General features: G+C 38.6%; 23 protein-coding genes and 1 tRNA gene. 23 read left to right on the forward strand and 1 reads right to left on the reverse strand.

Translation table 11 applies throughout. The features are described 5' to 3' along the window. Positions 1 to 8 precede the first annotated feature (8 nt). The 4 genes from CCC17_RS07860 (at position 9) to guaA (ending at position 5,948) form a co-directional block, all read left to right on the forward strand. A complete protein-coding gene (locus tag CCC17_RS07860; RefSeq protein ID WP_287082865.1) occupies positions 9 to 1,337 on the forward strand; it encodes an MATE family efflux transporter in 1,329 nt (442 codons plus the stop codon). A 483-nt stretch (positions 1,338 to 1,820) separates the two neighbouring features. Beyond that, positions 1,821 to 1,893: transfer RNA gene (locus CCC17_RS07865), tRNA-Lys, on the forward strand. Positions 1,894 to 2,707: 814 nt separating this feature from the next. Then, positions 2,708 to 4,270, forward strand: a complete 1,563-nt coding sequence (locus CCC17_RS07870; RefSeq protein ID WP_015525397.1) for an alanine/glycine:cation symporter family protein — start codon at positions 2,708 to 2,710, stop codon at positions 4,268 to 4,270. A 100-nt stretch (positions 4,271 to 4,370) separates the two neighbouring features. Further along, the gene (gene guaA, locus CCC17_RS07875) at positions 4,371 to 5,948 is read left to right on the forward strand and encodes a glutamine-hydrolyzing GMP synthase (protein WP_021652384.1); all 1,578 of its coding nucleotides are present in this window, start codon (positions 4,371 to 4,373) and stop codon (positions 5,946 to 5,948) included. A 221-nt stretch (positions 5,949 to 6,169) separates the two neighbouring features. Here the strand turns inward: guaA and CCC17_RS07880 are convergent, their stop codons facing one another. Beyond that, the gene (locus CCC17_RS07880; protein ID WP_287082866.1) at positions 6,170 to 6,703 is read right to left on the reverse strand and encodes a helix-turn-helix domain-containing protein; all 534 of its coding nucleotides are present in this window, start codon (positions 6,701 to 6,703) and stop codon (positions 6,170 to 6,172) included. Positions 6,704 to 6,883: 180 nt separating this feature from the next. Between CCC17_RS07880 and CCC17_RS07885 the strand changes: the two genes are divergently transcribed. The 19 genes from CCC17_RS07885 (at position 6,884) to CCC17_RS07975 (ending at position 25,229) form a co-directional block, all read left to right on the forward strand. Further along, positions 6,884 to 7,072, forward strand: a complete 189-nt coding sequence (locus CCC17_RS07885) for a transcriptional regulator (RefSeq protein WP_024739120.1) — start codon at positions 6,884 to 6,886, stop codon at positions 7,070 to 7,072. Further along, complete coding sequence (locus CCC17_RS07890) at positions 7,072 to 8,163, forward strand: site-specific integrase (protein ID WP_287082867.1); 1,092 nt, start codon at positions 7,072 to 7,074, stop codon at positions 8,161 to 8,163. The genes CCC17_RS07885 and CCC17_RS07890 overlap by 1 nt, the downstream gene beginning before the upstream one ends. Then, positions 8,153 to 8,488 carry a plasmid mobilization protein gene (locus tag CCC17_RS07895; RefSeq protein WP_287082868.1) on the forward strand — a complete coding sequence of 112 codons (336 nt, stop codon included), beginning with the start codon at positions 8,153 to 8,155 and terminating at the stop codon, positions 8,486 to 8,488. The genes CCC17_RS07890 and CCC17_RS07895 overlap by 11 nt, the downstream gene beginning before the upstream one ends. Further along, complete coding sequence (locus tag CCC17_RS07900; protein WP_287082870.1) at positions 8,478 to 9,620, forward strand: helicase RepA family protein; 1,143 nt, start codon at positions 8,478 to 8,480, stop codon at positions 9,618 to 9,620. Before CCC17_RS07895 ends, CCC17_RS07900 begins: the two co-directional genes overlap by 11 nt. A 97-nt stretch (positions 9,621 to 9,717) precedes the next feature. Then, positions 9,718 to 9,951, forward strand: coding sequence for a complexin-2 (locus CCC17_RS07905; protein WP_287082871.1), 234 nt, complete (start codon positions 9,718 to 9,720; stop codon positions 9,949 to 9,951). 76 nt (positions 9,952 to 10,027) lie between these two features. Further along, positions 10,028 to 10,288, forward strand: coding sequence for a hypothetical protein (locus CCC17_RS07910; RefSeq protein ID WP_287082873.1), 261 nt, complete (start codon positions 10,028 to 10,030; stop codon positions 10,286 to 10,288). A 187-nt stretch (positions 10,289 to 10,475) separates the two neighbouring features. Continuing rightward, on the forward strand, positions 10,476 to 11,906 hold the full coding sequence (locus CCC17_RS07915; RefSeq protein WP_287082875.1) for a MobA/MobL family protein: 1,431 nt from the start codon (positions 10,476 to 10,478) through the stop codon (positions 11,904 to 11,906). Positions 11,907 to 11,923: 17 nt separating this feature from the next. Next, the gene (locus CCC17_RS07920) at positions 11,924 to 12,301 is read left to right on the forward strand and encodes a TnpV protein (protein ID WP_287082877.1); all 378 of its coding nucleotides are present in this window, start codon (positions 11,924 to 11,926) and stop codon (positions 12,299 to 12,301) included. Between the two features lie 133 nt (positions 12,302 to 12,434). Then, positions 12,435 to 12,869 carry an NUDIX hydrolase gene (locus CCC17_RS07925; protein ID WP_287082879.1) on the forward strand — a complete coding sequence of 145 codons (435 nt, stop codon included), beginning with the start codon at positions 12,435 to 12,437 and terminating at the stop codon, positions 12,867 to 12,869. A 14-nt stretch (positions 12,870 to 12,883) separates the two neighbouring features. After that, on the forward strand, positions 12,884 to 13,447 hold the full coding sequence (locus CCC17_RS07930; protein WP_173864182.1) for an HD domain-containing protein: 564 nt from the start codon (positions 12,884 to 12,886) through the stop codon (positions 13,445 to 13,447). A gap of 733 nt (positions 13,448 to 14,180) precedes the next feature. Beyond that, entirely contained in the window at positions 14,181 to 14,309 is a 129-nt protein-coding gene (locus CCC17_RS07935; protein ID WP_287082881.1) for a hypothetical protein, read from the forward strand. Positions 14,310 to 14,482: 173 nt separating this feature from the next. After that, entirely contained in the window at positions 14,483 to 14,704 is a 222-nt protein-coding gene (locus tag CCC17_RS07940; RefSeq protein WP_015525478.1) for a helix-turn-helix domain-containing protein, read from the forward strand. A 35-nt stretch (positions 14,705 to 14,739) separates the two neighbouring features. Further along, on the forward strand, positions 14,740 to 16,317 hold the full coding sequence (locus tag CCC17_RS07945) for a class I SAM-dependent DNA methyltransferase (protein WP_287082883.1): 1,578 nt from the start codon (positions 14,740 to 14,742) through the stop codon (positions 16,315 to 16,317). After that, positions 16,304 to 17,434, forward strand: a complete 1,131-nt coding sequence (locus CCC17_RS07950) for a restriction endonuclease subunit S (RefSeq protein ID WP_287082884.1) — start codon at positions 16,304 to 16,306, stop codon at positions 17,432 to 17,434. Before CCC17_RS07945 ends, CCC17_RS07950 begins: the two co-directional genes overlap by 14 nt. Positions 17,435 to 17,437: 3 nt before the next feature. Continuing rightward, a complete protein-coding gene (locus tag CCC17_RS07955; RefSeq protein WP_287082886.1) occupies positions 17,438 to 20,872 on the forward strand; it encodes a type I restriction endonuclease subunit R in 3,435 nt (1,144 codons plus the stop codon). Positions 20,873 to 20,902: 30 nt separating this feature from the next. After that, on the forward strand, positions 20,903 to 23,653 hold the full coding sequence (locus tag CCC17_RS07960) for an ATP-dependent DNA helicase (protein WP_178836486.1): 2,751 nt from the start codon (positions 20,903 to 20,905) through the stop codon (positions 23,651 to 23,653). A gap of 53 nt (positions 23,654 to 23,706) precedes the next feature. Further along, the gene (locus CCC17_RS07965; protein ID WP_287082887.1) at positions 23,707 to 24,159 is read left to right on the forward strand and encodes a DUF4869 domain-containing protein; all 453 of its coding nucleotides are present in this window, start codon (positions 23,707 to 23,709) and stop codon (positions 24,157 to 24,159) included. Continuing rightward, positions 24,149 to 24,550 (forward strand): ATPase, encoded by a 402-nt coding sequence (locus CCC17_RS07970; protein ID WP_173761263.1) that lies wholly within the window; start codon positions 24,149 to 24,151, stop codon positions 24,548 to 24,550. Before CCC17_RS07965 ends, CCC17_RS07970 begins: the two co-directional genes overlap by 11 nt. Before the next feature lies 1 nt (position 24,551). Then, complete coding sequence (locus tag CCC17_RS07975; RefSeq protein ID WP_287082889.1) at positions 24,552 to 25,229, forward strand: hypothetical protein; 678 nt, start codon at positions 24,552 to 24,554, stop codon at positions 25,227 to 25,229. The last annotated feature ends 33 nt before the right edge of the window (positions 25,230 to 25,262 follow it).

Genomic DNA, 25,262 nt, shown 5'->3' on the forward strand with positions numbered 1-25,262 from the left:
GGAATAAAATGCAGGAAGAGATTTTTGAGAAGTATCCGATCCCGAAGGCGTATTTTAAACTGGCGCTTCCGGTTGTGTTCAGCATGGTGATCTCGCTGATCTATAATATGGTAGATACTTATTTTATTGCGGGAACCGGGAATACGGATCTGGTGGCGGGTGTTGCTCTGGGTACACCGATCTTTACGCTGATGATCGCTCTTGGAGATATTTTTGGCCTGGGCGGAAGTTCTTTTATTTCCAGGCTTTTCGGGGAAAAGAAATTCGAAGATGCGAAGAGGATCAGTGTGTTTAGTTTTTATGGGGCCATTGTCTGTGGTGTAGTGGTTGCCGTCGTTCTGATGCTTTTGCGAAGCCCCGTTCTGGGGTTGCTGGGTGCAAGTGAGGCAACCTGGGAGTATGCTTCTCAGTATTATACCTGTATCGCACTGGGCGCTCCGTTTATCATTGTGGCGCTGACGCCATCCAATCAGCTGCGTACAGAGGGTTTTGCCACAGCATCTATGATCGGTTCTGTGCTTGGTGCGGTTGTGAATATCATCCTGGATCCGGTGATGATCTTCGGGCTTGGCTGGGGTGCGGCAGGTGCTGCCACAGCTACAGTGATCGGAAATGTGTGCACGGATATTTTCTTTGTGTGGTTTCTTATTAAGAAGAGCAGAAATCTCTCTGTGAACCCTAAGGGATTTCATATTTCAGGGGCGGAGATCGGGGCGGTTTTTGCAATTGGGATTCCGGCGTCCGTGACAAATCTGATGCAAAGTATCGGGATTGCCCTTACAAACCGTGCGCTGCTGGGATTTGGTGATGATAAAGTTGCGGCTATGGGGATTGTTATGAAAATCAATATGATCGCGGCGCTGGTGCTTGTTGGCTTTGCTTTTGGCGGGCAGCCGCTGATCGGGTACAATTATGGTGCGAAAAACCGTGAGAGACTGAAGGGAACGTTGAAATTTGCCTATCTGTTTGAAAGCGGGCTGGCACTTGTCCTGATGGTTGTACTGGGAGTTTTTGCCCCGCAGCTGGTGAGGATCTTTATGAGTGCCCCGTCCGTTGTGGAAAATGGCGCACTGATGCTTCGCCTGCAGCTGGCAGGTATGGTATTTATGGGAATTGTGCTGATCAGTGCCTGTACCTTCCAGTCAGCAGGACAGGCAGTGGGAGCGTTTCTCCTGTCCGTCAGCAGACAGGGTGTGATCTTTGCCATTGTGCTGAATGTGGCACTTCAAGTTGCCGGATACCATGGTGTGCTGGCATCCCAGGCGATTTCGGATCTGCTGACCGCGGTGCTTGCAGTGGTGCTGGTTGTGCGGTGGTGGAAGTCGGTGGAGTTTTAACCAAATCAAGTAAGTCCCCTGCGGGGTTGCGAAAAGCAATAAGCAGTTGGTGGGGACTTGCTTGTATCAGGAGGAGTTATTTGGTTATGAGCAAGTAGCGAAGCGGATTGCGAATATCCGCTTGACATTTATTGTGAATAAGATTTTTTTCAGGCTGATCGGGAAACTGACCGGCCTGTTTTCATATAATAAATAAGGATAGGGGGGAAGAAAGCTTGAAAAAAAGGAAATCCAGTTCATTTCGACGAAATCTCAACAGTGTAAACCGCAGCATCAACAATCAGGCTGCCCAGATCAGAAATTCGCTGTCAGAAATAGAAAAATCACTGAACAAAATTGCATCAAATGAAGATATAAAAAATAAAAAAGAAAAAAATAAAAAAAATTAAAAAAAGGTGTTGACTTTCTTCAAATCATAACGTATAATACAACATGTCTTGAGGAACGAACGAAACAAAAAACGAAAGACAAATAATTAAATAAGCGTCTTTAGCTCAGTTGGTAGAGCACCTGACTCTTAATCAGGGTGTCCAGGGTTCGAACCCCTGAAGACGCACTAAAGGCACTGTTTTTGCAGATATAGAGCTGCGGGGACGGTGTTTTTTTGTTGTGTTTATGTGGGTTTTAAGAGGGGATAAGGATATCTGGGCGTGAAGTGATGCGGAGTAAATGGACCGAGATGAAAATGTCGATCATCAGATAGAATCAGAATGTCTAATATAGACACCATGATTATAGGTATAGATCCTTTTGAATAAAGAAAGGATGGTATACTATGGGAGTTTGTAAGAAGATAAAAAGGAGGGCCGGGTCTTGGAAGGGACCCGGCAGAGTATGAAAAGAAAAATAAGTAATGATCTATAAGATGAAAAAGCTTTGTGCTTTATTTGTTTACTAATATACCGTCAAAATGTGATAGAACTGTGAGAAGCGTTTTAAAAATTTGTGAGGAAAGTCTAAATATCTTATAAAGTCTGATAAACTGCGAAGCAGTTATTCGGTGTAGAGCCGCGTAGCGAAGCGGATTGCGAATATCCGCTTGACTCGAATCAAGTAAGTCCCCTGCGGGGGGTGCGAAAAGCAATAGCAGTCGGTGGGGCTTGTAAGAATAGAAAATTCTGAAATTTGTACAAAAATAGTGAAAATAAATAAGACTTTTTTAAGCCGATACGGTATAATAAACCATAGCATAAAAATCCGGAGGGGAAATGAACGAGGATGGATGTGGTACACATGTTATATGAACAGGTGCGGAAATTTTTCTGAGGGGTATAAATGAATATATCTATATTTTATATTCAGCGGAAAATGTAATATCCGGAAAGATGGTTCAATTCTGAGGTATTCAGATGAAAAGGGAGGAGATGGCTATGGAGAAAGTGTTTGAGGCGATCAATGGAGTGTTCAGCTTTATCGGTCCACTGTCTGATTTTCTGTGGGAGTTCCCCACGAATTTTGACTGGTACAGCAATATTCCGATTCTGGGAAATATATCCTTTGCGATCATATTACTTCTTGGGTCCGGGATTTTTTTTAGTTTCAGGATCGGTTTTATGCAGGTGACTTACTTTAAAAAAGGAATCAGGACCATGACGGAGAAACGTGTTGTGGAAACAGGAATTTCGCCGCTTGCATCGTTTTTCCTGAGTTCAGCTATGCGTGTAGGACCGGGAAATATCCTGGGCGTAACAGGTGCTATTGCAGTGGGTGGACCGGGGGCCCTGTTCTGGATGTGGATATCTGCGTTTTTTGGGATGGCAGTTGCATACATGGAGGGTGTCCTTGCTCAGATTTTCAAGGAGAAGAAGGACGATGAGTTCGTAGGAGGTCTTCCTTTTTATGGGAGAAAGCTTCTTGGAAATAAGGTATGGATCGGCGTTTTTCTTTCGGTATTGTATATTTTGTATGCGCTTTGCTGTCTGCCGGCACAGGGCTTTAACGTTGTTTCATCAGTAGGACGCATGGCAGAGATCGTAACCGGAAAAACCATTCCAAGCGGATCAGCCTTCTATTATATAGTAGGTACGCTGATCGTAATCCTCACAGCAGCTATCGCATTTGGCGGAATCAAAAAAGTATCCAGATGGACAGATATGATGGTGCCGGTGATGGCAGTGCTCTATATGGTAGTAGTGTTACTTCTTATCATATTGAATTTTACCCGTATTCCGTATTTCTTCGGAAGTGTGTTTGCAGGAGCCTTTAAGCCGGATGCATTTTTTGGAGGTGTTTTTGGAACAGTTCTTGCACAGGGCGTAAAACGAGGCCTGATGTCCAATGAGGCTGGTCAGGGAACGATCACCATGTCAGCGGCAGCAGCTGACGCAAAGCATCCATGTGAGCAGGGTGTGATCGCTTCTCTGGGAGTTTTTCTTGATACCATTGTGATCTGCACACTTACCGGATTTGTGGTAGTTATGGCACATTGCTGGACGGGAGCAGATGCGGAAAGCTGGCAGGCTCTTGATAAACTTCCCAAATATACGGAGTCCATTGCTGTGCTGACTCCGGGAACTGCAATGAACGGGATCGTTACATTTCTTGTAACCTTATGTTTCTGCCTGTTTGCATTTACCTGTCTGCTTGGAATGATCAGCTTTTCGGAAATCGCAGCCAACCGTATCCGCAAGGATAAGATCTGTATTAATTTTGTACGCTGTATCGGTCTTTTTGTTGCCGCATTTGGTATCCTCTGTAATATCGCAGGACTGGAGCTTGGAAATCTCTGGGCATTTTCTGATCTTGGAAATATTCTGATCGTATTTTTCAACGTACCGATCGTTTATGTCGGTGCGAAATATGTTTTCCGGGCGACCAGACATTATAAGAAGAATGACGGTACTCCGTTTACATCGGAGGTAATTGGAAGAAATGACTGCGCTTACTGGGATGAGCAGGCAAAAAAAGTAGTGAAAAATTTTTCCGGAAAATAAAAATTCCGGCGGGAGATAAAATTAGCATTGTAAAAGTGCATGTACTCATTTATAATGAGTAACAGATTCTAAAGATGTTATAAATAACAGGAGGAAAGCCTTGAAAAGAGAATTAGTTATTGTCATTGATTTTGGCGGTCAGTACAATCAGCTGGTTGCAAGACGTGTCAGAGAATGCAATGTATATTGCGAAATTTATTCTTACAAGACAGATCTTGAGAAGATTAAAGCGATGAATCCTAAGGGAATCATCCTTACCGGCGGACCAAACAGCTGCTATGAGGCAGATTCACCGACTTACCAGAAGGAATTATTTGAGCTTGGTATTCCGGTACTTGGACTTTGCTATGGAGCACAGCTTATGATGCATGTCCTTGGCGGAAAAGTTGAGAAGGCAGATGTCAGCGAATACGGTAAGACAGAGCTTCTCATCGATAAGAAAGATTCCAGGATCTTCAAAAATGTATCCGACAAAACAATCTGCTGGATGAGCCATACAGACTATATTTCCCAGACTGCACCGGGATTTGAGATCGCTGCACATACTGCAGACTGTCCGGTAGCAACTGCACAGAATGAAGAGAAGAAACTGTATGCGATCCAGTTCCATCCGGAAGTACTGCACACAGTAGAAGGAAAGACAATGCTGTCCAACTTCGTACTTGGTGTCTGCGAATGTGCCGGAGACTGGAAGATGGATGCCTTTGTTGAACATACGATCAAAGAGATCCGCGAGAAAGTCGGTGATGGAAAAGTTCTCCTTGCCCTGTCAGGTGGTGTAGATTCCTCCGTGGCAGCAGGACTTCTTTCCAGAGCGATCGGTAAGCAGCTTACCTGCGTATTTGTAGATCATGGCCTTCTTCGTAAGGATGAAGGTGATGAGGTTGAAGGTGTATTCGGACCGAATGGTCAGTTTGATCTGAACTTTATTCGCGTGAACGCACAGCAGAGATATTACGACAAGCTTGCCGGTGTTACAGAGCCTGAAGCGAAGCGTAAGATCATCGGTGAGGAATTTATCCGTATCTTCGAGGAGGAAGCCAAGAAGATCGGTGCTGTAGATTTCCTTGCACAGGGAACCATTTATCCGGACGTTGTAGAGAGCGGTCTCGGCGGAGAATCCGCAGTGATCAAATCCCATCACAACGTAGGAGGTCTTCCGGATTTCGTTGATTTCAAAGAAATCATTGAGCCGCTTCGTGACCTGTTCAAAGATGAGGTCCGTAAAGCTGGCCTTGAGCTTGGAATTCCGGAAAGACTGGTATTCCGTCAGCCATTCCCGGGCCCGGGACTTGGAATCCGTATCATCGGTGAAGTCACCGAGGAAAAAGTACGCATCGTACAGGATGCAGACTACATCTACCGTGAAGAAGTCGACAATGCAGCCGCCGACTACAAAAAAGAACACGGAGAAGATCCGTCCTGGATGCCGAACCAGTACTTTGCAGCCCTTACAAATATGCGAAGCGTAGGTGTAATGGGAGACTTCAGAACATACGATTATGCAGTGGCGCTTCGCGCCGTTAAGACCATTGACTTCATGACTGCGGAGTCTGCTGAGATTCCTTATGCAGTACTTAATAAGGTGATGAACCGTATTATTAATGAAGTTAAGGGCGTAAACCGCGTATTCTATGATCTTACAAGTAAGCCGCCTGGAACGATTGAGTTTGAATAAATCGAGTTGCTTAAAAAAGCCAGTGTTTATGCGGGTTTGAGGCACTTCGAGTAGTCTTTTGATAACAAATTGATAACAGTTGCATAAGAGCCATTATTCTTCTAATCCAGTGGTTTTATGGTTAGAGAATGATTGACAGGCGGTTGTGCAACAAATAAATCCATATTAGAAAGCCCTTAGCTGTGGGTATGAAACTCATGGCTAAGGGCTTTTTGTCGTCTTTATTTATCTGGTTTGAGTTGATCTTTGAACATTTCAACTAAAGCGTCACTAAGTTCCTGTGATGGCACTTTCGCCCATCTCTGTGTGGTATCGAACTTCGGATAGTGGTAACGCCAGTTATCGTAATCTTCCTTGCTGATTTCTTCGGAAGATAACTTGTCCGCCTGTTCTTTCCATGCATAGAGCATTTTCAGTAGTTCGTGAGCGTCTTTCCCTTTGTTCTTGTTGACTTTCAGACAGATTTCTCCGTCTGCTTCGCTGACAGTCAGACCGTATAAATCTTCAAGGGTAAATAAGGTGTGCATCAGCCCGATATAGCTGTCAATATCAGGTACATCGAGGGCATGAGGGGAAACATCAAGTGCCTGTGCCAATGCAGCAGTAAGTTCCGCTTTCGGTTTTCTTGTTCCTGTTTCATATTGTGCTAACCGTACATCGGCACTTCGCTCAGGAAATCCGACAATCGTGCCAAGATATTTTTGTGTCATTCCACGCAGAATGCGGAAAAAATGTATTCTTTCTCCAATAGCCATCATCATCGCTCCTTGTATATGTAGTGTAATCAGTATAGCAGATATGTTTAGGAGAAGTCAAGATAATACAAAACAAAAAAGTTTAATATTTTCCCGAAAACTGCTTGACACAAGCAAATATGCTTAGTATAATAGGTTCAAAATTAAACAAATAAGTTTAGAGAAAGAGGAGGGCAATCTATGGAGAACAAATTTATTCGTGCCGAAGAAGTGGCACAGGAACTAAGCGTATCAAAGCCTTATGCCTATAAGTTAATCCGACAGCTGAATGAGGAACTGAAAGCCAAAGGTTTTATTACGATTACAGGGCGTGTGAACCGCCAGTATTTTTATGAAAGGCTCTACGGAGCAGGAAAGGAGGAAAAGTAATGCCGGTATTTAAGAATGAAGCCAATGGAACATGGTATGTGATGGCGAGGTATGTGAACTGGAAAGGCGAGCGTAAGCAGAAATGCAAACGTGGTTTTGCTACCAAGAAAGAAGCACAGGAATGGGAGCGGATGTTCCAGTTACAGAATGCGTCTGACCTTGATATGAGCTTTGAAGCGTTTACCGAACTGTATATCCGAGATGTGAAAACACGTCTGAAGGAAAACACATGGCTGACAAAGGAGCATATCATCCGCACGAAGATACTTCCGTATTTCGGGAAGTTAAGGATTAGTGAGATTTCCACAAAAGAGATTATCACATGGCAGAATGAACTGCTTGCCTATCGGGATGAGAAGAAAAAGCCTTACTCACAGACGTATCTAAAAACGCTGCACAATCAGCTGTCAGCCATATTTAATCATGCGGTACGCTACTATGAGCTGCGTTCCAATCCTGCCGCAAAAGTAGGAAATATGGGAAGTGAGGAACACAAGGAAATGCTGTTCTGGACAAAAGAAGAATATAAGAAATTCTCTTTTGAGATGATGGATAAGCCAGTTTCCTTTTACGCTTTTGAAATGCTCTACTGGTGCGGTATTCGAGAAGGAGAACTGCTTGCATTGACCGCAGCCGATTTCGATTTTGAGAAAGAAACCGTCAGAATCAATAAATCTTATCAGCGGCTACACGGGGAAGATGTGATTACCACACCGAAAACAAAGAAAAGCAACCGCATTATCAAAATGCCGAAGTTTCTTTGTGAGGAAATGCAGGAATATCTGAGTATGCTTTACGGATTGAAGAAGAAAGACCGTATCTTTACAGTCACAAAAAGTTATCTCCATCACGAGATGGATAGAGGGGCAAATGCCGCAGGAGTAAAGCGTATCCGTATTCACGATCTCCGTCACAGCCATATCAGTTTACTGATTGATATGGGCTTTTCTGCGGTGGCGATTGCAGACCGTGTGGGGCATGAAAGTATTGATATCACTTACCAATACGCTCATCTGTTCCCGTCAAAACAGGCGGAAATGGCAGATAGATTAGATGATTTAGAGAAAGGAGAGATTGCAAATGTCAGCTAAGAACAGGGATAACAAAAACCGTTGGAGGAACATCACGGTAGGATTTCGGGTATCTCCCGAAGAAAATGAACGCATCAACAAGGCGGTTGCCTTATCAGGATTGCCAAAACAGGAATACTGTTACCGCCGCTGTCTGAATCAGGATGTGGTGGTACAGGGCAATCCGAGAGTGTATAAGGCACTCAAACTGGAACTTGCTGATGTTCTTACAGAGTTAAGAAGGATTGAAGCAGGAAACAGCGTGGATGAGGAACTGATGAATGTAATTGAGCTGATTGCCATTATTCTTGGCGGTCTGAAAGGAGAGGATGAGAATGGAGAATAAAAAAGAAAAGACTGCCCCGAATGTATCTGTTGGCGCAGATACGGAGCAGCCGATTTTCAAAAACACTAAAAGTAGTATATCCGAGTATGAGGAAAATATCAAGAGTTTTGAGGAAATGCAGAGAGAAATGCAGCTGAGTTTAGACCCAACCTATCTCAAAGCAGTTTCCATGAATGAACTGTTTGACACCCAGTATCAGAGCAAGCCGCCGTTGATCGACGGTCTGCTCTATCCCGGCACTTATATTTTTGCAGGTTCTCCCAAACTGGGAAAGAGTTTTCTGATGGCACAGCTTGCCTATCATGTCAGCACAGGCACACCGCTTTGGAATTACAGCACCCGAAAAGGAACGGTATTGTATCTTGCCCTGGAGGATGATTACCGCCGCTTACAGGAACGTTTGTACCGGATGTTTGGAACAGAGAGTGCAGACAACCTTTTCTTCTCTGTTTCAGCCGGTCAGTTGGGGAAAGGACTGGATGAACAGCTTGCAAGGTTTGTGGCGGAGCATACGGACACGAAACTGATTATTATTGATACGCTCCAAAAGGTGCGTGAGGTTAGTGGAGATAATTACAGTTACGCAAACGATTATCAGATTATGGCAAGGCTGAAAAGTTTTGCAGACGCCCACGGGCTTTGTATCCTGCTCGTACACCACACAAGGAAACAGACTGCGGATGATAAGTTTGATATGATTTCAGGAACAAGCGGATTGCTTGGTGCGGCAGACGGAGCGTTCCTTCTTCAGAAAGAAAAACGGACTGGCAATGCAGCAACTTTGGAAGTATCGGGCAGAGATCAGCAAGACCAAAAGCTATATCTTATCCGCAACACAGAAACGTTATTGTGGGAACTGCAAAGGGCAGAAACCGAATTATGGAAAGAGCCGCCTGAACCTTTACTGGATGAGATTGCCGAACTTGTTATGAAGGATAAATCCTTTTGGGAAGGTTCAGCAACGGAACTGGTTTCGCTGATAAAGGTAGAAATTCAGCCCCACGTTATCACAAGGAAACTAAACGTTCTTTCAGGAAGATTGTATGCAGAACATGGCATTTGTTATAAGAGCAACCGTACCCATGATGGAAGAAAAATACGGTTTTGGAAAGACGAAACGGAAACAGCGTGACAGTTGGTGACGGTTGTGACGGTATTTTTGACAGTAGGGGCGGTATTAAAATAAGCGTCACAACTGTCACATACCGTCACGGAGAGGAGGGGATACGATGAGAAATGTGCAAATACCACAGGAATTATTTATGCAGCTGCTCCGTTTTCATTTGATGGAAGATGAAAGCTGCGAGAGAGAAATCAAGAAGGAGTTGGAGAAGAAACTGGACAAAATGGTCATGCGTGACCTGTTTGGAAAATCAAAAACTGCACCGACAAAGGAAGAACGGGAACAGGCAAGAAAAGAATATCTGGACAGACGGGGCGTGTTGGAGAGTTTCCGTTGGTAATTCTTCTTTGATGATAAGGACAGGGGTGTGGCACACCCCTGTAAATAACAGATAAGGCAGGAAAGGAGTATTGCAGATGTTAAAGCAGCCGGAAAGAGAATGCAGAAATGTGAATGATTTATTTTATGAGATGGAGGGCAGACAGATACAAAAAATGAACAAGGTACTGGCAGACGTGGAGCTGACAAAAGCAGAGGAAAAAACTCTGATATGGCTTGCCGGATGGGAAGAAAGTACCGTAGATCATCTGCTGTCAGTTATAGAAAAAACAGCCCGGATACGGGCAGATAAAAAGGGTGGATACGCCCATAAATCTAAATGTGAATCCGAAAAGTAATCGGATTGTATTAAACATAAAACAAGCCCTCGGCGTTTGAGAGCGAAATACACCCATCGCACAAACTACGTTTATGCTCTGTGTATTTCGCCCTGCCGGGAGCTATGCTGCCGATAGGCAGATAAGCTCGTAAACAGGTGCCTACGCACCTACTCACAATAAAGTCGGCGGGAGCCGGGGAAGGGGGATGCTTATAGGCAGACATTCATTTATCAGACAAAGCAAACTGTCCGATGTGGCAGGAAGGATTGATTATATCTCCAATCCGAAACGACAGGAATATCTCTATGCGACCTATCAGACAGAAGGGGCAACACTGGAGTTTTGGAAAAATCTTGAAAGAGAAAATCAGTTGGACTTTAAGGCGAGTGGTTCAGCAGGAAAATGTATTGAAGGGCGTGAGTTTATCATAGCACTTCCCGAAAGTTTTGTTCAGTACAGGGCAGATGATGTGGTAAGACTTTTTACGGAAACTTTCCATAAAAGATATGGTGTGGAGTGCAGTGCTGCCCTTCATCACAACAAGGCAAAGACGAATTATCATATTCATCTGGTATTCAGTGAACGGAAAATGTTGGAACAGCCTGAAGTAAAGATTGCTACCCGGAATATGTTTTATGATGAGCAGGGAAAGCATAGACGCACAAAGAAAGAGGTTTTGGACGAGCAGGGCAACCTTCGGGCAGGATGCAGTATTATCTCCAAAGGAGAAGTTTATGAAAGCCATATCTTTACGAAAAAGGATGAATGGTTTAAGAACAAAGCTTTTACCAAAGAAGTCAAGGAACTGTTTACCGATACGATCAACCGATATGTAAAAGAGGAATCAGAAAAACTATCCGTATTCCAACAGGGCGGCGTATATTTGGCAACCAAGAAAATCGGAAAGAACAATCCGAAAGCAGAGGAGATAAAGGCGGACAATGCGGCAAGGCAGGAATGGAATCGGACAGTTGATGTGGCATTAGTCGAGGGCGTTCCCGAAGAAGATATTTTGAAAATCAAGCAGGAAAAAATCACAGACAAAACGCTGCAATCTATCAGGACATACGGTTGGCTACCGGATATGTTTCGTCAGATTATCCGAGGTGCGAAAGAGTTTTTACACGAAGTAATTTTCAAATTTAAACTACCGCCGAAACCTGTACCCAAGATTGACTTGCAGGAGTGGAAAGATATGCAGAAGCTCATGTATGAATTGCAGAGACAGTCCATGGAGATAAAACGCACACAGCAGGATATTTCTTCTTTGAAAAAGCAACTGTCACAGTTACGAGGACTATTTAAAGGCAAAGAGCGAAAATCTTTGGAGGGGAAAATTGAACTGTTAGAGGATTTGGAAAAACGTCTGCACAAGAGTTTGGAACAGATCGTAAAGCGGGAAGGCTATCCCAATGTGCAAGCCTTTCAGAAGGTTTATAACAAGGCAGAAGAATTGATTATAGAATACAACGAAGAACTAAGGATATGGAAAAAGCAGACGGAACAGAAAAAAGAGAAACCGTTAGAACAGCCGAAAAAAGCGAGCGTACTTGAAAAGCTGCACCGCTATCAGCAGGAAGGCAGACAGCAGCCGAAACAGTCAGTCAAGAAGAAATCTATGGATAGAGAACGATAAGAAAGGTGGAAACGATTATGAAGAAAACAATATTCGAAGAAATGGGCGGCACTTATATCAGACATGGGGATTATCTTATTCCTTGTCTTACCTTGCCGGAGGAAGAAGAACAGAGATTTATAGGCGTATGGGGACAAAGACATTTACGTTATTTGAAAGAACATCGCAGAAGGGTATATTTGAATCTGCTTACAAGTGGAAGGCTGAATAGTTATCTTGCAGATATAGAAGAACAGGCACAGGAACGCTTTGAAAGGATTGTAGAGCTGATGAAACAGGCACATGGGATCACGGAACAGTTAAAAGCAGAAAATCCGATGGAATGGGTAGTGAGAATGAACAATATACAAGCGTGTGCAAGGGAGATTGTGGATAGTGAGATGATTTATCAATAGGGAAGTGGCAAGGTGGAAAGCAAGTCTGAAATGGCTTGCTTTTCACTTTACGATGAAATTTGGAAGTTGTATAATTAAAAAAAGAAAAAACGTTCTGAAACAAAGTATAGATTTTATTAGTATGGAGGATTTTATGGTAGAAGTTAATTTTTATGATAATATAGATGACAAAATGTTGAAATTTGCCGTTATTATTTCTAAAACAAATGGAAAATGGGTATTTTGCAAGCATAAAGAAAGAGATACACTGGAAGTTCCCGGTGGGCATAGAGAAAAAGGGGAAACAATTTTAGAAACTGCAAGACGTGAATTAAGGGAAGAAACCGGAGCAATAGATTTTATAATTGAACCAATTTGTATATATTCTGTTAAGGGTAAAACCAGAGTGAATGAAGATATTCATACAGAAACTTTTGGAATGCTATTTATGGCAAATATATTTAGATTTGAGGAAATTCATAGTGAGATAGAGCAAATTGTAATTGTGGATAATTTAATTGATAATTGGACATATCCATCTATTCAACCTAAATTGATTGAAGAAGCGAAAAAAAGAGGATTTTTATAAAGGTAGGGACAATCATGAGAGAAGATATTTTGAAGAGTTTACAAAAAGAAATTTATGAAAGATGTCAAAAAGAAACAAATAAGTTTGGTATGGGATGCTATTATCATATTGCAGCAGTGGTAAAAAATGCAGAGATTTTGGCTGATAAATATAAAGCAGATAAAGAAGTTGTTATGATTGCAGGATGGTTACATGACATTGCTTCTATTACTGATTATAGTTTATATGAACTTCATCATGTATATGGTGCAAAAATGGCATACGATATTTTGAAAGAATATAATTATGATGATAAAAAGATTCTTATGGTACAAGAGTGTATTAAAAATCACAGAGGGAGTGTGAATTTGAGAAAAAATAGTCTTGAAGAGTTGTGTGTTGCTGATGCTGATGCAATTTCTCATTTTGATAGTGTACCCAGTTTATTGTACTTGGCTTATGTTCAAAGAGGGTTAGGAATCGAAGATGGGAAGGAATTTGTGAAGGAAAAATTAAAAAGAAGTTTTCAAAAATTATCTCCAGAAAGCAAAAAATACTATAAAACTAAATTTGAAAACGTTATGGAAGTTTTAGCTTGATACATTCTTGGAAAATAAAGTTGATTTTCTAAGCAAAACCGCTTATAATTTGAGTCGTAACATATTGCTATTATCCACAGTTACTGAGCGAGTGTTATCAATGCCGATAACAAAATGATAACATTAGCCCGTATAGGCAGGATAATATGGATAAATCAAATAATCAAAAGAACTGTAAACACGACAGAGAATAATCTCTAAACAAAATTGATTAGTAATTGTCGAGTTTGAATAACCTTTTGTGAAAAATAAGCCATTATTTACAACCGTTCCAAACAAAAAAAGTTAAGTTTTGGCAACAATTTGGCAGCACAATCTAACGCAAAAGTGTTAAGCAAAAAATAATGTATATTACAATATGAAAGAAGACCTAACTGATTTTCTTTTCCAAACTGGAGAGGAATTTCGGTGAGGTCTTCTTTTTATCTATCCGTCACTTGTATGGTCTGTTGCCATTGGAAAAGGAATTAAAGCAGACCACTTTTTTTCATTTCTTCTGATAGTGCATCCTGGAGTTCTGCATCCAAATCAGTAGAAATGGCATTTCTTACAAAGCCGGTTGTCGGTTCAATATTAGGGTAGTTATATCTCCAATTGTCATACTCATCCTGTGAGAGTTCACCCTGTTTTAACTTGGAATATTGGGTAAGCTAGGCGAAGAGCATAGGTGTTATCTGGTCATAAGCCTGATGATCCTCGTCTAGAGTTATACATGGTGTTAAAAGAGCTTAATGTGAAAATGTATAGTTCGGAATTGTATGATAATTATATGAACGTTGTGGATGCGACGGATAAGAAGCTTGTTGAGGAACAGAATGTGAATTATTACAACAATGAAAAACATTGGAATAGGAGTGGGTAAGAAGAATTATTGAAAAGATGGACAGGTATTTTATTGACTAATAATATCTGTCCTTTACGCTTTACATATATTTGATAAATTGAAAAAATCAATTTCAAATTGAAGTAAACTAGATTTGATGATATAATGAAAAAGAAATGATAAATAGTTGTAATGATACGAAAGGGATAATAATGGCAATCAGATACAACAAATTATGGAAGAAATTAATAGATGAAAATATGATGAAAGTTGACCTTAGAGATCAGGCAGGAATTACAACAAATGCACTGGCGAAACTAGGGAAGAATGAACATGTAAGTACACAAGTTTTGGAAAAAGTATGTAAAGTATTGCATTGTGAGATACAGGATATCATGGAATTTGTTCCAGACGAGGAAAGGGAAGAAAAGTAATATGGCTAAGAAGAAAGAAAACAACTGAAAAGGCATTGAACATAGATAATATTTTATTTAATTGTAGAGATTATTTGCGTGCGGCACGTAATTCCGGCTCATTCTTTGAAAAAAGAGATATGATGCTTACGCTAGTGTTCTTGAGGTTTATCGGCGAAAAGTATGAGGATGGAATTGAAAATCTAAAACAGACACTTAAAGAGCAGGGATTAGATCCGGAAGATGAGAACATTAGAGCAGCATTCTTTGATGATGCTACTTTTGCAGATGGTACATATAATTTACCACCAGAAGCAAGATGGTCGACTATTATCAGTACACCGGCACCACAGCTTAATGTTGCACTAGATACAGCTTTGCAAAGGCTTGAGGAAGAAGATCCACAGTTGAAAGGCTGTTTTGTTAAAGGAACATTTACAGCACGCAATTTAGCAGCTAATGATATAAAGAAAATTGTTGATGAAGTGAACAAAATCAGTCATAAGACATTTGGAGAGGAAAAAGACCTTATTGGTCGTGTATACGAATACTTTCTTAAGGAGTTCGCAGTAAATGCTACAAAGGAGGAAGGAGAATTTTATACACCTCATGACGTAGTTCAACTTATTGCAACGATGATTGAGCCTTATGATGGCACCTTATATGATCCTTGCTGTGGTTCAGGAGGAATGTTTATTCAGAGTGCTGAACTTGTAAAGTCAAAGCAGGGAAACTTAAATGGTATCAATGTATATGGTCAGGAAAAAGAACCGGCTACATATCGCCTTGCGAAAATGAATTTGGCTTTGCGTGGAATAAGCCATAATCTAGGAGAAGAAGCAGATTCATCATTTACACATGATTTACACAAGGGATTGCACTTTAACTATATTATGGCAAATCCACCTTTTAATCTGAAAGGCTGGTATAATGACAATTTGAAAAATGACGGTCGTTGGTCTGACTATCAAACACCACCTGAAAGTAACGCAAATTATGCCTGGATTTTGCATATACTTTCACATTTGAAGAAAACTGATGGAGTAGCGGGATTCCTTCTTGCGAATGGTGCATTGAATGATAGCGATACATTGGAAATACGTAAGGAACTGATTCAGAATGATAAAATTGAGGCTATCGTTGTTCTGCCAAGAGAATTGTTTATTACTACAGATATCAGTGTTACTCTGTGGATTCTGAATCAGAATAAAAAAGGCGGAAAATACCATGGAAGAAATCTCCGAAACCGCGAGCATGAGATACTCTTTATGGATTTACGCCAATGGACAGAAAATGCTGTTAAGGGTGAGAGCAAAAAGAAAGTTCGGTTGGATACAGAACAAATTGAGAAGGCAGCAGATATTTATCACACATGGCAATGTGAGGGAACTGATGGAGCAGCCTATGAGATGCCAGAACTTTACCGTAGTGTGTGCATTAATGAAATTGAAAGTAAAGGTTGGGCACTTACACCAAGCAAATATATTGAGTTTATTGACCATGATTTAGATATTGATTATGAAAAGGAAATGGTTCGTATTCAATCTGAAATGCAAGAGGTTATGAAACAAGAAAAGAAATCCCAGCAGATGCTGGAGGAAGCATTTAGGGGTATTGGATATGGGATTGACTAATATTAGATTGGGAGATTACATTGAACGCTCCACGATAAACAACAAAGACTTAAAGTATGGGGTTGATTTGATAGTTGGTGTAAATAGTCAAGGTGTTTTTGCAACTCCTAAAGGGAATACAGATGGAGTAGATTTAAAACCTTATAAAATTGTCGAAAATGGAGCTTTTGTGTATAACCCAACTCGACTTGAATTAGGTTCAATTGCCTACCGTACTGAGGGATTATGTATAGTATCTCATCTATATATGGTTTTTTATCTGACGGATGAGGGAAAGAAAATCATTGATCCAATGTGGTTATATATTTATTTTAGGCGATCAGAATTTTGCAGAGAAGTGAAATTTAGAAATTTTGGAAGTCAAAGACCAGAATTCAATTTTAATGATATGAGTGACATAGTTATTCCACTACCGGATATTGAAATACAGAAAAAATATGTAGATATTTATAATGCTATGCTTGAAAATCAGAAAAGTTATGAGCGTGGCTTGGATGATTTAAAACTATCATTCGAAGCACTGTTGGATGAATATAAACATAAAGTAGAAAAGATGCCTATAGGTTCTCTTCTTAAAGAGGTAGACAACAGAAATATGAATGGTTCAATAAAAAATGTTCAAGGAATAAACATTACTAAGCAATTTATGCCGTCTGTTGCAAATACAAATGGTGTAGATCTTTCAAAATACAAAGTGGTAAATAAAGGACAATTTGTTTTTTCGGGAATGCAGACAGGTAGAGATAAATGCATTCGTATAGCTCTTTTTGATAAGGTTGAACCGATAATTATCTCACCAGCATACGCAGTATTAGAAATAATTGATGCTGATGTTCTTGCAGAGTATGTGATGATGTGGTTTTTGCGTAAAGAAGTTGATCGTCTTGGTTGGTTTATGAGTGATGGAAGTATAAGAACAAATTTAGATATGGATTGCTTTTATGAAATAGAAATCCCCGTTCCGGATATAAATGGTCAGAAATCAATTGTTGAAATATATAATGCTTACAATGTGCGAAGAGATATTAATGAAAAACTCAAAGAACAGATAAAAGACATCTGTCCAATTCTTATTAAAGGCTCAATAGAAGAGGCTAGACAAGCAAAGGGGGCATAGTTTATGGCAAGATTAAAAGAATACAATGGTCATTATTGTGAATCAGAATATGAATATGCCTTCATTGGATTTTTAGAAGCGGAAGGTTGGAAGTATTCTTCTGGTAATAATATCCGTCGTGTTACAAAAAGAGATGTACTAATTGTTGATGATTTCAAGAAATTTATTGCAGACACTAACCCGGATTTGACAGAAGACGAAGTGACACAGGTTTACGATAATGTCCGTCTTGTAGGTGCGGAAAGTGATTTTGCTACTTTGCACAAAGTATATGGTTGGATGGTAAATGGTGTTCAGTTTACGCCGCAGGATGGATTGCCAAGAATGATACCACTTATTGAGTTTGATAATTGGGATAAGAATATCTTCCGTGTAGTGAATCAGTTTACAGTGGAATATACAAACAATGGTCAAAAAGAAAATCGTAGACCGGATGTGCTTTTGTTTGTAAATGGTATGCCACTGTGTGTCATCGAGTTGAAAAATCCCGCTGATGCCAATGCGACTATTTATGATGCTTGGGAACAAATTAATATTCGATACTGGAGAGATATTCCACACCTTTTACACTATTGCCCTTTGGCTTGCATTTCAGATGGTGTGAAAACAAGATTAGGTACAGTACGTACACCTTACGAGCATTTTTATGCTTGGCGTAGAGTAAACGAAGGAGATGTTGTATCCACTCTTCCTTTTGCAGAAACAGAAACTATGATAAAGGGTGTTTATACACCAGAGCGGTTCGTGGAGATTTTTAGGGACTATATCTATTTCCAAGATAGTATTTACGACAGTGATGAAGTAGAAATCGTATGCCGATATCCTCAGTTCTTTGCAGCAAAACTTTTAAAACAAAGTATTGTAAATTCTGTTGTTACGAGGAGTGGTAAAGGTGGTACATATTTTGGAGCAACCGGATGTGGAAAAACATATACGATGGCTTTTCTTGCACGTCAGCTTGCACTTCGTTGTACTAATATTCCGGAAATCGGTTCACCAACAATTATATTAATTGTTGACAGAGATGAACTGCAAAAACAAGGTTCAAAGCTTTTTACAAAGAGTAAAGAGTTTCTTAATCTGGGAGAAGTATCTGTTGTAAAAAACAGAACACAATTAAGGCAGGAACTTGGTGCAAGACAAAGTGGCGGTTTTTATATTTGTACCATTCAGAAATTCTGCGATAGGGAAGATGACAAAATAGGACTTATCAATGATAGGCAGAATATTATATGTTTTTCAGACGAGGCTCACAGAACTCAGCTTGAACATTCTAAGAAAATTCAGTTTAGTAAAGATGCCGATGAAAATATGAAAGCTATGGTTTCAAAACCATATGCAAAAGTATTGAAGGAAGCATTTCCACATGCTACTTTCGTTGGTTTTACTGGAACGCCTATTGCGGAAACTTATCAAACCTTTGGTGATGAAATTGACCGATATACAATGGATCAGGCAGTTGCAGATGGACTTACTGTTTCCATTAAGTATCATCCGCGTATTGCAAAGGTATTGCTTGATAATAAAAAAGTAAAAGAAATTGAGAATTATTATAAAAAATGTGCAGATGATGGTGCAACATATGAGGATATCGAAGCAAGTAAGAAAGCAATGAGCTCCATGGAAATAATTCTTGGTGAGCCTTCCAGACTTGAGCGTCTTGCTACAGATATCCACAACCATTATGTTGCGTCTTGTGCAGGTGATCCGGATAGAATACAAAAAGCAATGGTTGTATGTTCTAATAGAAAGATTGCTTATGCATTATTACAGAAGTTTAAGGATAAATACCCGGAATGGTTTGAGGAAAAGAAATCACCGGATGGGGTTTCTGTAACAGAAGAGGAACTGAAAGAATTGAAACTGATGCCATTTATGGCAATGGTATCTAGTGTTGGTAGTAATGATGAAAAAGATATGTATGATTATCTTGGCGGAGTTAAAAATGATAAGCGTTCAGAAGAATTGGATGCTGCTTTTAAACAGGAAAAATCTAATTTCAGTATTGTCATTGTTGTAGATATGTGGATTACAGGCTTTGATGTTCCTTGCCTTACATATTTATATAATGACAAACCTCTCAAAAAGCATTTGCTGATACAGACAATAAGCCGTGTAAACAGAAAATATCCGGGGAAAGAATATGGTATGGTTATCGACTATATTGGTATTCGCGACAATATGCGTGAAGCTATGAAGGTATATGGAGGAGATACATCTGTTGCACCGACATCCGATGATGTTGAGCAGGCTACATCAGTGTTTAGAGAAGAACTAGAAGTGTTGAAAAACATGTTCACAGGTTATGATTTATCACCATTTTTAAATCCGGAATGTGATCCTATAGAACGATACAGACTCCTTGCAAAAGCAGCGGAATATGTATTTGTATCAACAGAAGAATTACAGTCGGAAGGAAATAAAGGTGTTCAGAAAGTTTCTTTCAAAACCTATTTTTTAAAGACAGTAAAACGAATGAGGACAGCTTTTGATATTTGTCAGCCTTCCGGTTATCTTGGGGAAGAAGAATCTGCACTTGCACAATGCTTTATGGCTATAGCAGGTTTTGTTCGTAAGATGAGCGGAACAAGTGAAGTAGACACTGATACGATGAATCGTGCAGTTTCAAAGATGGTTGAAGAAGCATTAAAATATAATCAGGTGGAAAGTGTTCTTGAAAGCGGAGAGGAAGAAGATATTTTTTCTCCGGAATATTTTGAAAAATTATCTGATGTCAAAATGCCGGCAACTAAATTGGAATTGCTTGTTAAGATGCTCCGTAAACAAATTAAGGAATATGGAAAAGTTAATCAGTTAGCTGCAAAATCATTTCAGGAAATGTTGGAAAAGACGATTGCAGAATATCATGAAAGACGTAAACATCTTACTGCTGAAGAAGCTGGTGAAGCACAGGAACAGGCATCAGAGGATATCATTAAGATTGCAACGGAACAGGCTTTAGCTATTCTTCGTCAGATGAACGAAAATAGGGAGAGTTTTCGAAAAATTGGCTTAACATTTGAGGAAAAAGCATTTTATGATATTTTGATTTCTCTGCGTGACCAATATAACTTTGAGTATGGAACAGATAAAGAAGTGGATGGTGTTATAGTCAATGATAAATGCAAAGCTTTAGCAAAGAAAATAAAAGATATTATTGATACAAAATCTTCATTTGCTGATTGGCTCAATAACCAAAATGTAAGAAATGGATTGAAATTGGAAATCAAAATATGCTTGGTGAAGAATGGTTATCCGCCACAGTATAGTCCGGAAGTATTTAACAAAGTTATGGAACAGGTGGAAAATTTTGAGGAGTATTCTGTAACAGAAGGTATAGGAAGTGAAGCAACTACTTCTGGAAAGATTTATGAGTATGAGCCAGAGCATAAAGTGATGATGGTTGCGGAAGATCCGGTTGAGTACGGAAAAGAATAGATGAAGTATTATTTCTAGGGAGGAGTTAGATTGGATTACATAGATATTATCGAAAAGAGTATATATAATATTGATTCAAAAATCTGTGGAATAATTGATGATTATAGAGTATTGCAAGAACCCCAAAAGGTTGCAGACTATGTAATTCAATTTCTTCGCACTTATTTAGAACATATTGCAGCTCGTATATATGCTTATGAAAATCCTAATGAACAAGTACCAATTAGGGGAAAAGATAAATGGTATACCCAATATATGAAACAACTTAAAGAAAGTAATGAATACGGGTACATATGGAGAATGCATCATTCACTTCAGATTTCGACATCTCATTATGTACCTGCGGAGGATGGAGCTATTCGATTAATGGATGGATATTTACCACAATTATATCATCTAAGAGATCAGATGAGAGATAAGTTTGGGTTGTTGTTGCTGAGTAATTTTGAAGATTATCCGCAGGAAAAAAGTTGTGAATTAGATTCATACTATGAAAAAATATATATTGCATTAAAGGCTATAGATTTAGAAGATAGCAAGGAACATACCAATGATAGATATTACATTACACGAAAAAAATATCGTACGGTAAATGGAAAAGGTTTTTTTGAATACACATTGTCATATGCACAGGAAGAGATAACTAAATTTGATAGGTTTGTTGCATATTCATTCAATGATATTCCAGATAATTATTCTATCCAATGTGATTTTTACCAATCAAATATAGATTTTAATGGAGTTGGGATAGATATAAAGTGTTTAATAGCATGGAATGTAGCTATACGTCCATGTGAATTGGAGAAGTTAGCTAGAATATGTGGATATGATATTGTTGTAAAATCGGATAATCTATATTATAAGGCATTAATGAAATTTTTAAGTAGAACAGGAATGAATTTATTGGATATTCTTTTGGCAGATAATGAGGAATATGAAATATACATTCAGCAAATTGAGCTTAGTAAGAAAACTGAATTGAAGGATACTTTTGATAAAATAAGAGAGGTTATCATTAAAGAAAAACCAGGCAGTAATATTTTAAGGTACATCACAGCTTATTTGAAAAATGATGTTATTAGAGACCAGTTGGCAGATCGTACCAATAATCTTCTATCGTATTTGTATTTGAAGAATGAGGCAATTCCGTTTGATGAAATGCCTTATGCATCAAGTTTATGCGGACATAATTTATCAAAATTAAGGTTGCATAAATGTTTAGAAATATATGATTGTGAATGCCAATATGTTTCTTCAATGGTGAATAAAGAGGCTTATGACAGTAATATATTATATGTAATTGTGGATCATGATAAGTTAGATTATTATCAGTATGAAGTGGGTATTTTTAACAATAACTTATATAATAGTAAGAAGCAACAACTTAGGAAAATAGATACTTTTGCAAATCATTTGTATGTTAAAAATTATTATGAAACAACTAAATCTGTTATAGAAAAGTTGCAGAAATATACATTGGAAAGAATCGATGTATATTCTGATATGATTGATAAACAAGCAGACTTTATGCAAGAAATAGATGATGATAATAAACGAAAAATAGTAGCTAATATATATATGAATTCTAAATTAGGAATGATTTATGGTGCTGCTGGAACTGGCAAAACAAGAGTTGCAGAATATATTGCAAAAATATTCGAAGATAAAAATATTCTTTTGCTTGCTAATACAAATGCTGCGAAAAATAATTTGGAAAGAAGAATAAAATCCTCTTGTGATTGTTATACAGTGTATGATTATTTAAAGAATGGATATAGTTGGAAAAAGTATGATTTGGTTATTTTAGACGAGTGCAGTACAGTGTGTAATGAAGATGTTTTGAATTTGTTTGAGAAGTGTAATGCGGAGGCATATTTGCTAATTGGCGACATATATCAGATTGAAGCGATAAAGTTTGGAAACTGGTTTAACTTTGCGAGATATTTTGTTGATAAAAAATCTGTTTATGAGTTAGTAACTCCATATAGAGCAAAAGATAAATCGATTCTACTTGATATGTGGACTTGCGTGAGAAATTTTGATGAAAATATGTTTGAAAGACTGTTAGCAAATGGATTTATATCAACTTTGAATGAGTCGATTTTTGAAAGAGATGATGATGAAATTGTTTTATGTTTAGGATATGATGGACTATATGGAGTTAATAATATAAATAGATATATGCAGAAAATCAATCCATCTAAGCCGATTGAGTGGGGAAACTGGACATATAAGGTTGGAGATAAAGTTCTGTTCAATGAAAGTAGAAGATTTGGAAATGTTCTATATAATAATTTAAAAGGTAGCATACTATCAATTGATAAAAAAACGGATGAAATCGTATTTCAAATATTGGTTGATAAGATTATTTCTGAAAGAGATGTTCTTTTTTCGGATATCAAACTCATTGATTGCGATTGTGAAGGAAAGTCTATTGTTGAATTTAGTGTAAAAAGACGAGTAGAACGAGATTCGGACTCAGATTATTCTGAACAGATTGTACCATTTCAGATTGCTTATGCAGTATCTATACATAAAGCTCAGGGTTTAGAATATAAATCTGTAAAGGTGGTAATCACAGAGGATATTGATGAAAAAATATCCCACAATATTTTTTATACAGCGATCACTAGAACAACAGATAAACTTAAAATTTACATGAGTAAGGAAACGCAGAAGAAACTTGCGGAAAAATTTGTGAAGAGTAATGTAGGATTAAAACAGGCACAATTATTTGCAGGACAGGCTGGATTGAAGTTGAAAAATAAATTGTCCTCGTAGTTGAGAATATGTAAATAATCAATAATGAAATCGGTTTAAAGGAGTGACTCTGAATGATAGATATATATACAGATAAAAAAGATTCAAAAGATTGGATACTTCAAAACGATTTGTATTTCAATTTAAATACAAGTAATGAAGAAATGTCCTCAAATGAAATAAATCTCATTCAGCAAGTAGATGAGGCGAAGTTGACACCAGATAAGCATATTGAAACAAAATATGGTTTAGGTACAATCCGTAATTTGTCATCTGGTTGCAAGACATTACTTAATATTGTAAAGCATCCTGATAAGGTTGTGAATGTAGAAGAATGTGGTCCGAATGTGCTTAAAATAATTTTTACTATGGATAATATAAAGATTTATATGTCTAGACCATCACTTTTTGATATCCCGGATGATGTGCAAATCAGATTCAATGATTCTGATATAGTGACCGGAGGGAGAGGATATAATGCCTGGTGGGGCAAGGAGTATGAAAGGAGAGAAGCAGATGATTTATAAGAATATTACATTTAAAGCAGATCCATTTTCATACAACCTGGAATTTGACGATAGAATAACTCTTGTTGGCGGAGATAGCGGTACCGGTAAAACAGTGCTTTATGAAATGTTAGAAGATCTACGATTAACTAATGAATACAAAGCTATAAAATTGTTTAATTACAAATCAGATAATTTCTCAGAATCGATTGAACAGTGCAGAGATAGTTTTATTGTAGTCGATAATGCAGATAATTTGATTAATGATGAAGTCAGACGTTTTATTAATTTTGAACCGTCGAATCAATATATGCTTTTCCTACGAAATTGCGACGGACTAAATGTATCTGATAAGAGTTTTAAGGTGTTGAAGTTTGACAATAATAGAATAACACTGGAAGAGGAGTTGTGATATGAAATATTTATGGACGGAAGATACCGGCGCAGGACTTCACTTCTGGGAATTGGTTAATCAACTTTTCTTTGATGATGCATTTGTAATCGAAAGCAAGGGAAGCAATCAAGGCTTATTGGATGCGTTGTCAGATATTGACATGAAAGAGGACGATAAGTATTATATTGCATTTGATTATGTGGTTGATAATCAGGATATTCGTAACAAGTATCGTATATTGAAATCAATAGCAGATAAGGCAGAAGGGAAGATTATCATTCTGAATATGATTTGTTTTGAATACCTGATTCTTGCTTTTGATAAGCTGGTGGCATGGACAGGCACTGGAAAGACAGATAAAATCAAGATCCGTGAAGAGGTTTTATCAGCAATTGAGGATCATAGAATCAACTTGTCAAAGATTGATGATGTGAAGACATTACAGTACTTGGCAGGTTTTAAGAGATACTCTACAGAGCGTGTGATGAAATCATTGGTGGGTGAATTTACACAAAACGAGAAGTGGTCCGTTAAGGGGGCGCTTATGGGCGAGTGTTGGTATAAGGATTGCTGTGTGTCGGAACATCCAGATAATCGGAGGTGTGGTAAGCCGAAGATTGAGGATGGGAATGAGAAGATGAGGATGTTGATACAGTCGGAAAAAGTGCAGAAAATAATTGGAGAAGTCATTATTTAAATTATATCTACTAACAATTGACAGCTGTATTGT

It is taken from the genome of Blautia sp. LMAG:36 (assembly GCF_008680535.1).
Lineage (GTDB): Bacteria > Bacillota > Clostridia > Lachnospirales > Lachnospiraceae > Blautia_A > Blautia_A fusiformis.

Excerpts from the sequence above, each read along its gene's own strand:
- CCC17_RS07910 (WP_287082873.1), top strand. The coding sequence starts at position 10,028 with ATGTTAAAGCAGCCGGAAAGAGAATGCAGAAATGTGAATGATTTATTT.
- CCC17_RS07880 (WP_287082866.1), bottom strand. The coding sequence starts at position 6,703 with ATGGCTATTGGAGAAAGAATACATTTTTTCCGCATTCTGCGTGGAATG.
- CCC17_RS07885 (WP_024739120.1), top strand. The coding sequence starts at position 6,884 with ATGGAGAACAAATTTATTCGTGCCGAAGAAGTGGCACAGGAACTAAGC.
- CCC17_RS07920 (WP_287082877.1), top strand. The coding sequence starts at position 11,924 with ATGAAGAAAACAATATTCGAAGAAATGGGCGGCACTTATATCAGACAT.
- CCC17_RS07870 (WP_015525397.1), top strand. The coding sequence starts at position 2,708 with ATGGAGAAAGTGTTTGAGGCGATCAATGGAGTGTTCAGCTTTATCGGT.
- CCC17_RS07860 (WP_287082865.1), top strand. The coding sequence starts at position 9 with ATGCAGGAAGAGATTTTTGAGAAGTATCCGATCCCGAAGGCGTATTTT.
- CCC17_RS07925 (WP_287082879.1), top strand. The coding sequence starts at position 12,435 with ATGGTAGAAGTTAATTTTTATGATAATATAGATGACAAAATGTTGAAA.
- CCC17_RS07915 (WP_287082875.1), top strand. The coding sequence starts at position 10,476 with ATGCTTATAGGCAGACATTCATTTATCAGACAAAGCAAACTGTCCGAT.
- CCC17_RS07970 (WP_173761263.1), top strand. The coding sequence starts at position 24,149 with ATGATTTATAAGAATATTACATTTAAAGCAGATCCATTTTCATACAAC.
- CCC17_RS07965 (WP_287082887.1), top strand. The coding sequence starts at position 23,707 with ATGATAGATATATATACAGATAAAAAAGATTCAAAAGATTGGATACTT.
- CCC17_RS07895 (WP_287082868.1), top strand. The coding sequence starts at position 8,153 with ATGTCAGCTAAGAACAGGGATAACAAAAACCGTTGGAGGAACATCACG.
- CCC17_RS07930 (WP_173864182.1), top strand. The coding sequence starts at position 12,884 with ATGAGAGAAGATATTTTGAAGAGTTTACAAAAAGAAATTTATGAAAGA.
- CCC17_RS07955 (WP_287082886.1), top strand. The coding sequence starts at position 17,438 with ATGGCAAGATTAAAAGAATACAATGGTCATTATTGTGAATCAGAATAT.
- CCC17_RS07900 (WP_287082870.1), top strand. The coding sequence starts at position 8,478 with ATGGAGAATAAAAAAGAAAAGACTGCCCCGAATGTATCTGTTGGCGCA.
- CCC17_RS07905 (WP_287082871.1), top strand. The coding sequence starts at position 9,718 with ATGAGAAATGTGCAAATACCACAGGAATTATTTATGCAGCTGCTCCGT.
- CCC17_RS07940 (WP_015525478.1), top strand. The coding sequence starts at position 14,483 with ATGGCAATCAGATACAACAAATTATGGAAGAAATTAATAGATGAAAAT.
- CCC17_RS07950 (WP_287082884.1), top strand. The coding sequence starts at position 16,304 with ATGGGATTGACTAATATTAGATTGGGAGATTACATTGAACGCTCCACG.
- CCC17_RS07890 (WP_287082867.1), top strand. The coding sequence starts at position 7,072 with ATGCCGGTATTTAAGAATGAAGCCAATGGAACATGGTATGTGATGGCG.
- CCC17_RS07975 (WP_287082889.1), top strand. The coding sequence starts at position 24,552 with ATGAAATATTTATGGACGGAAGATACCGGCGCAGGACTTCACTTCTGG.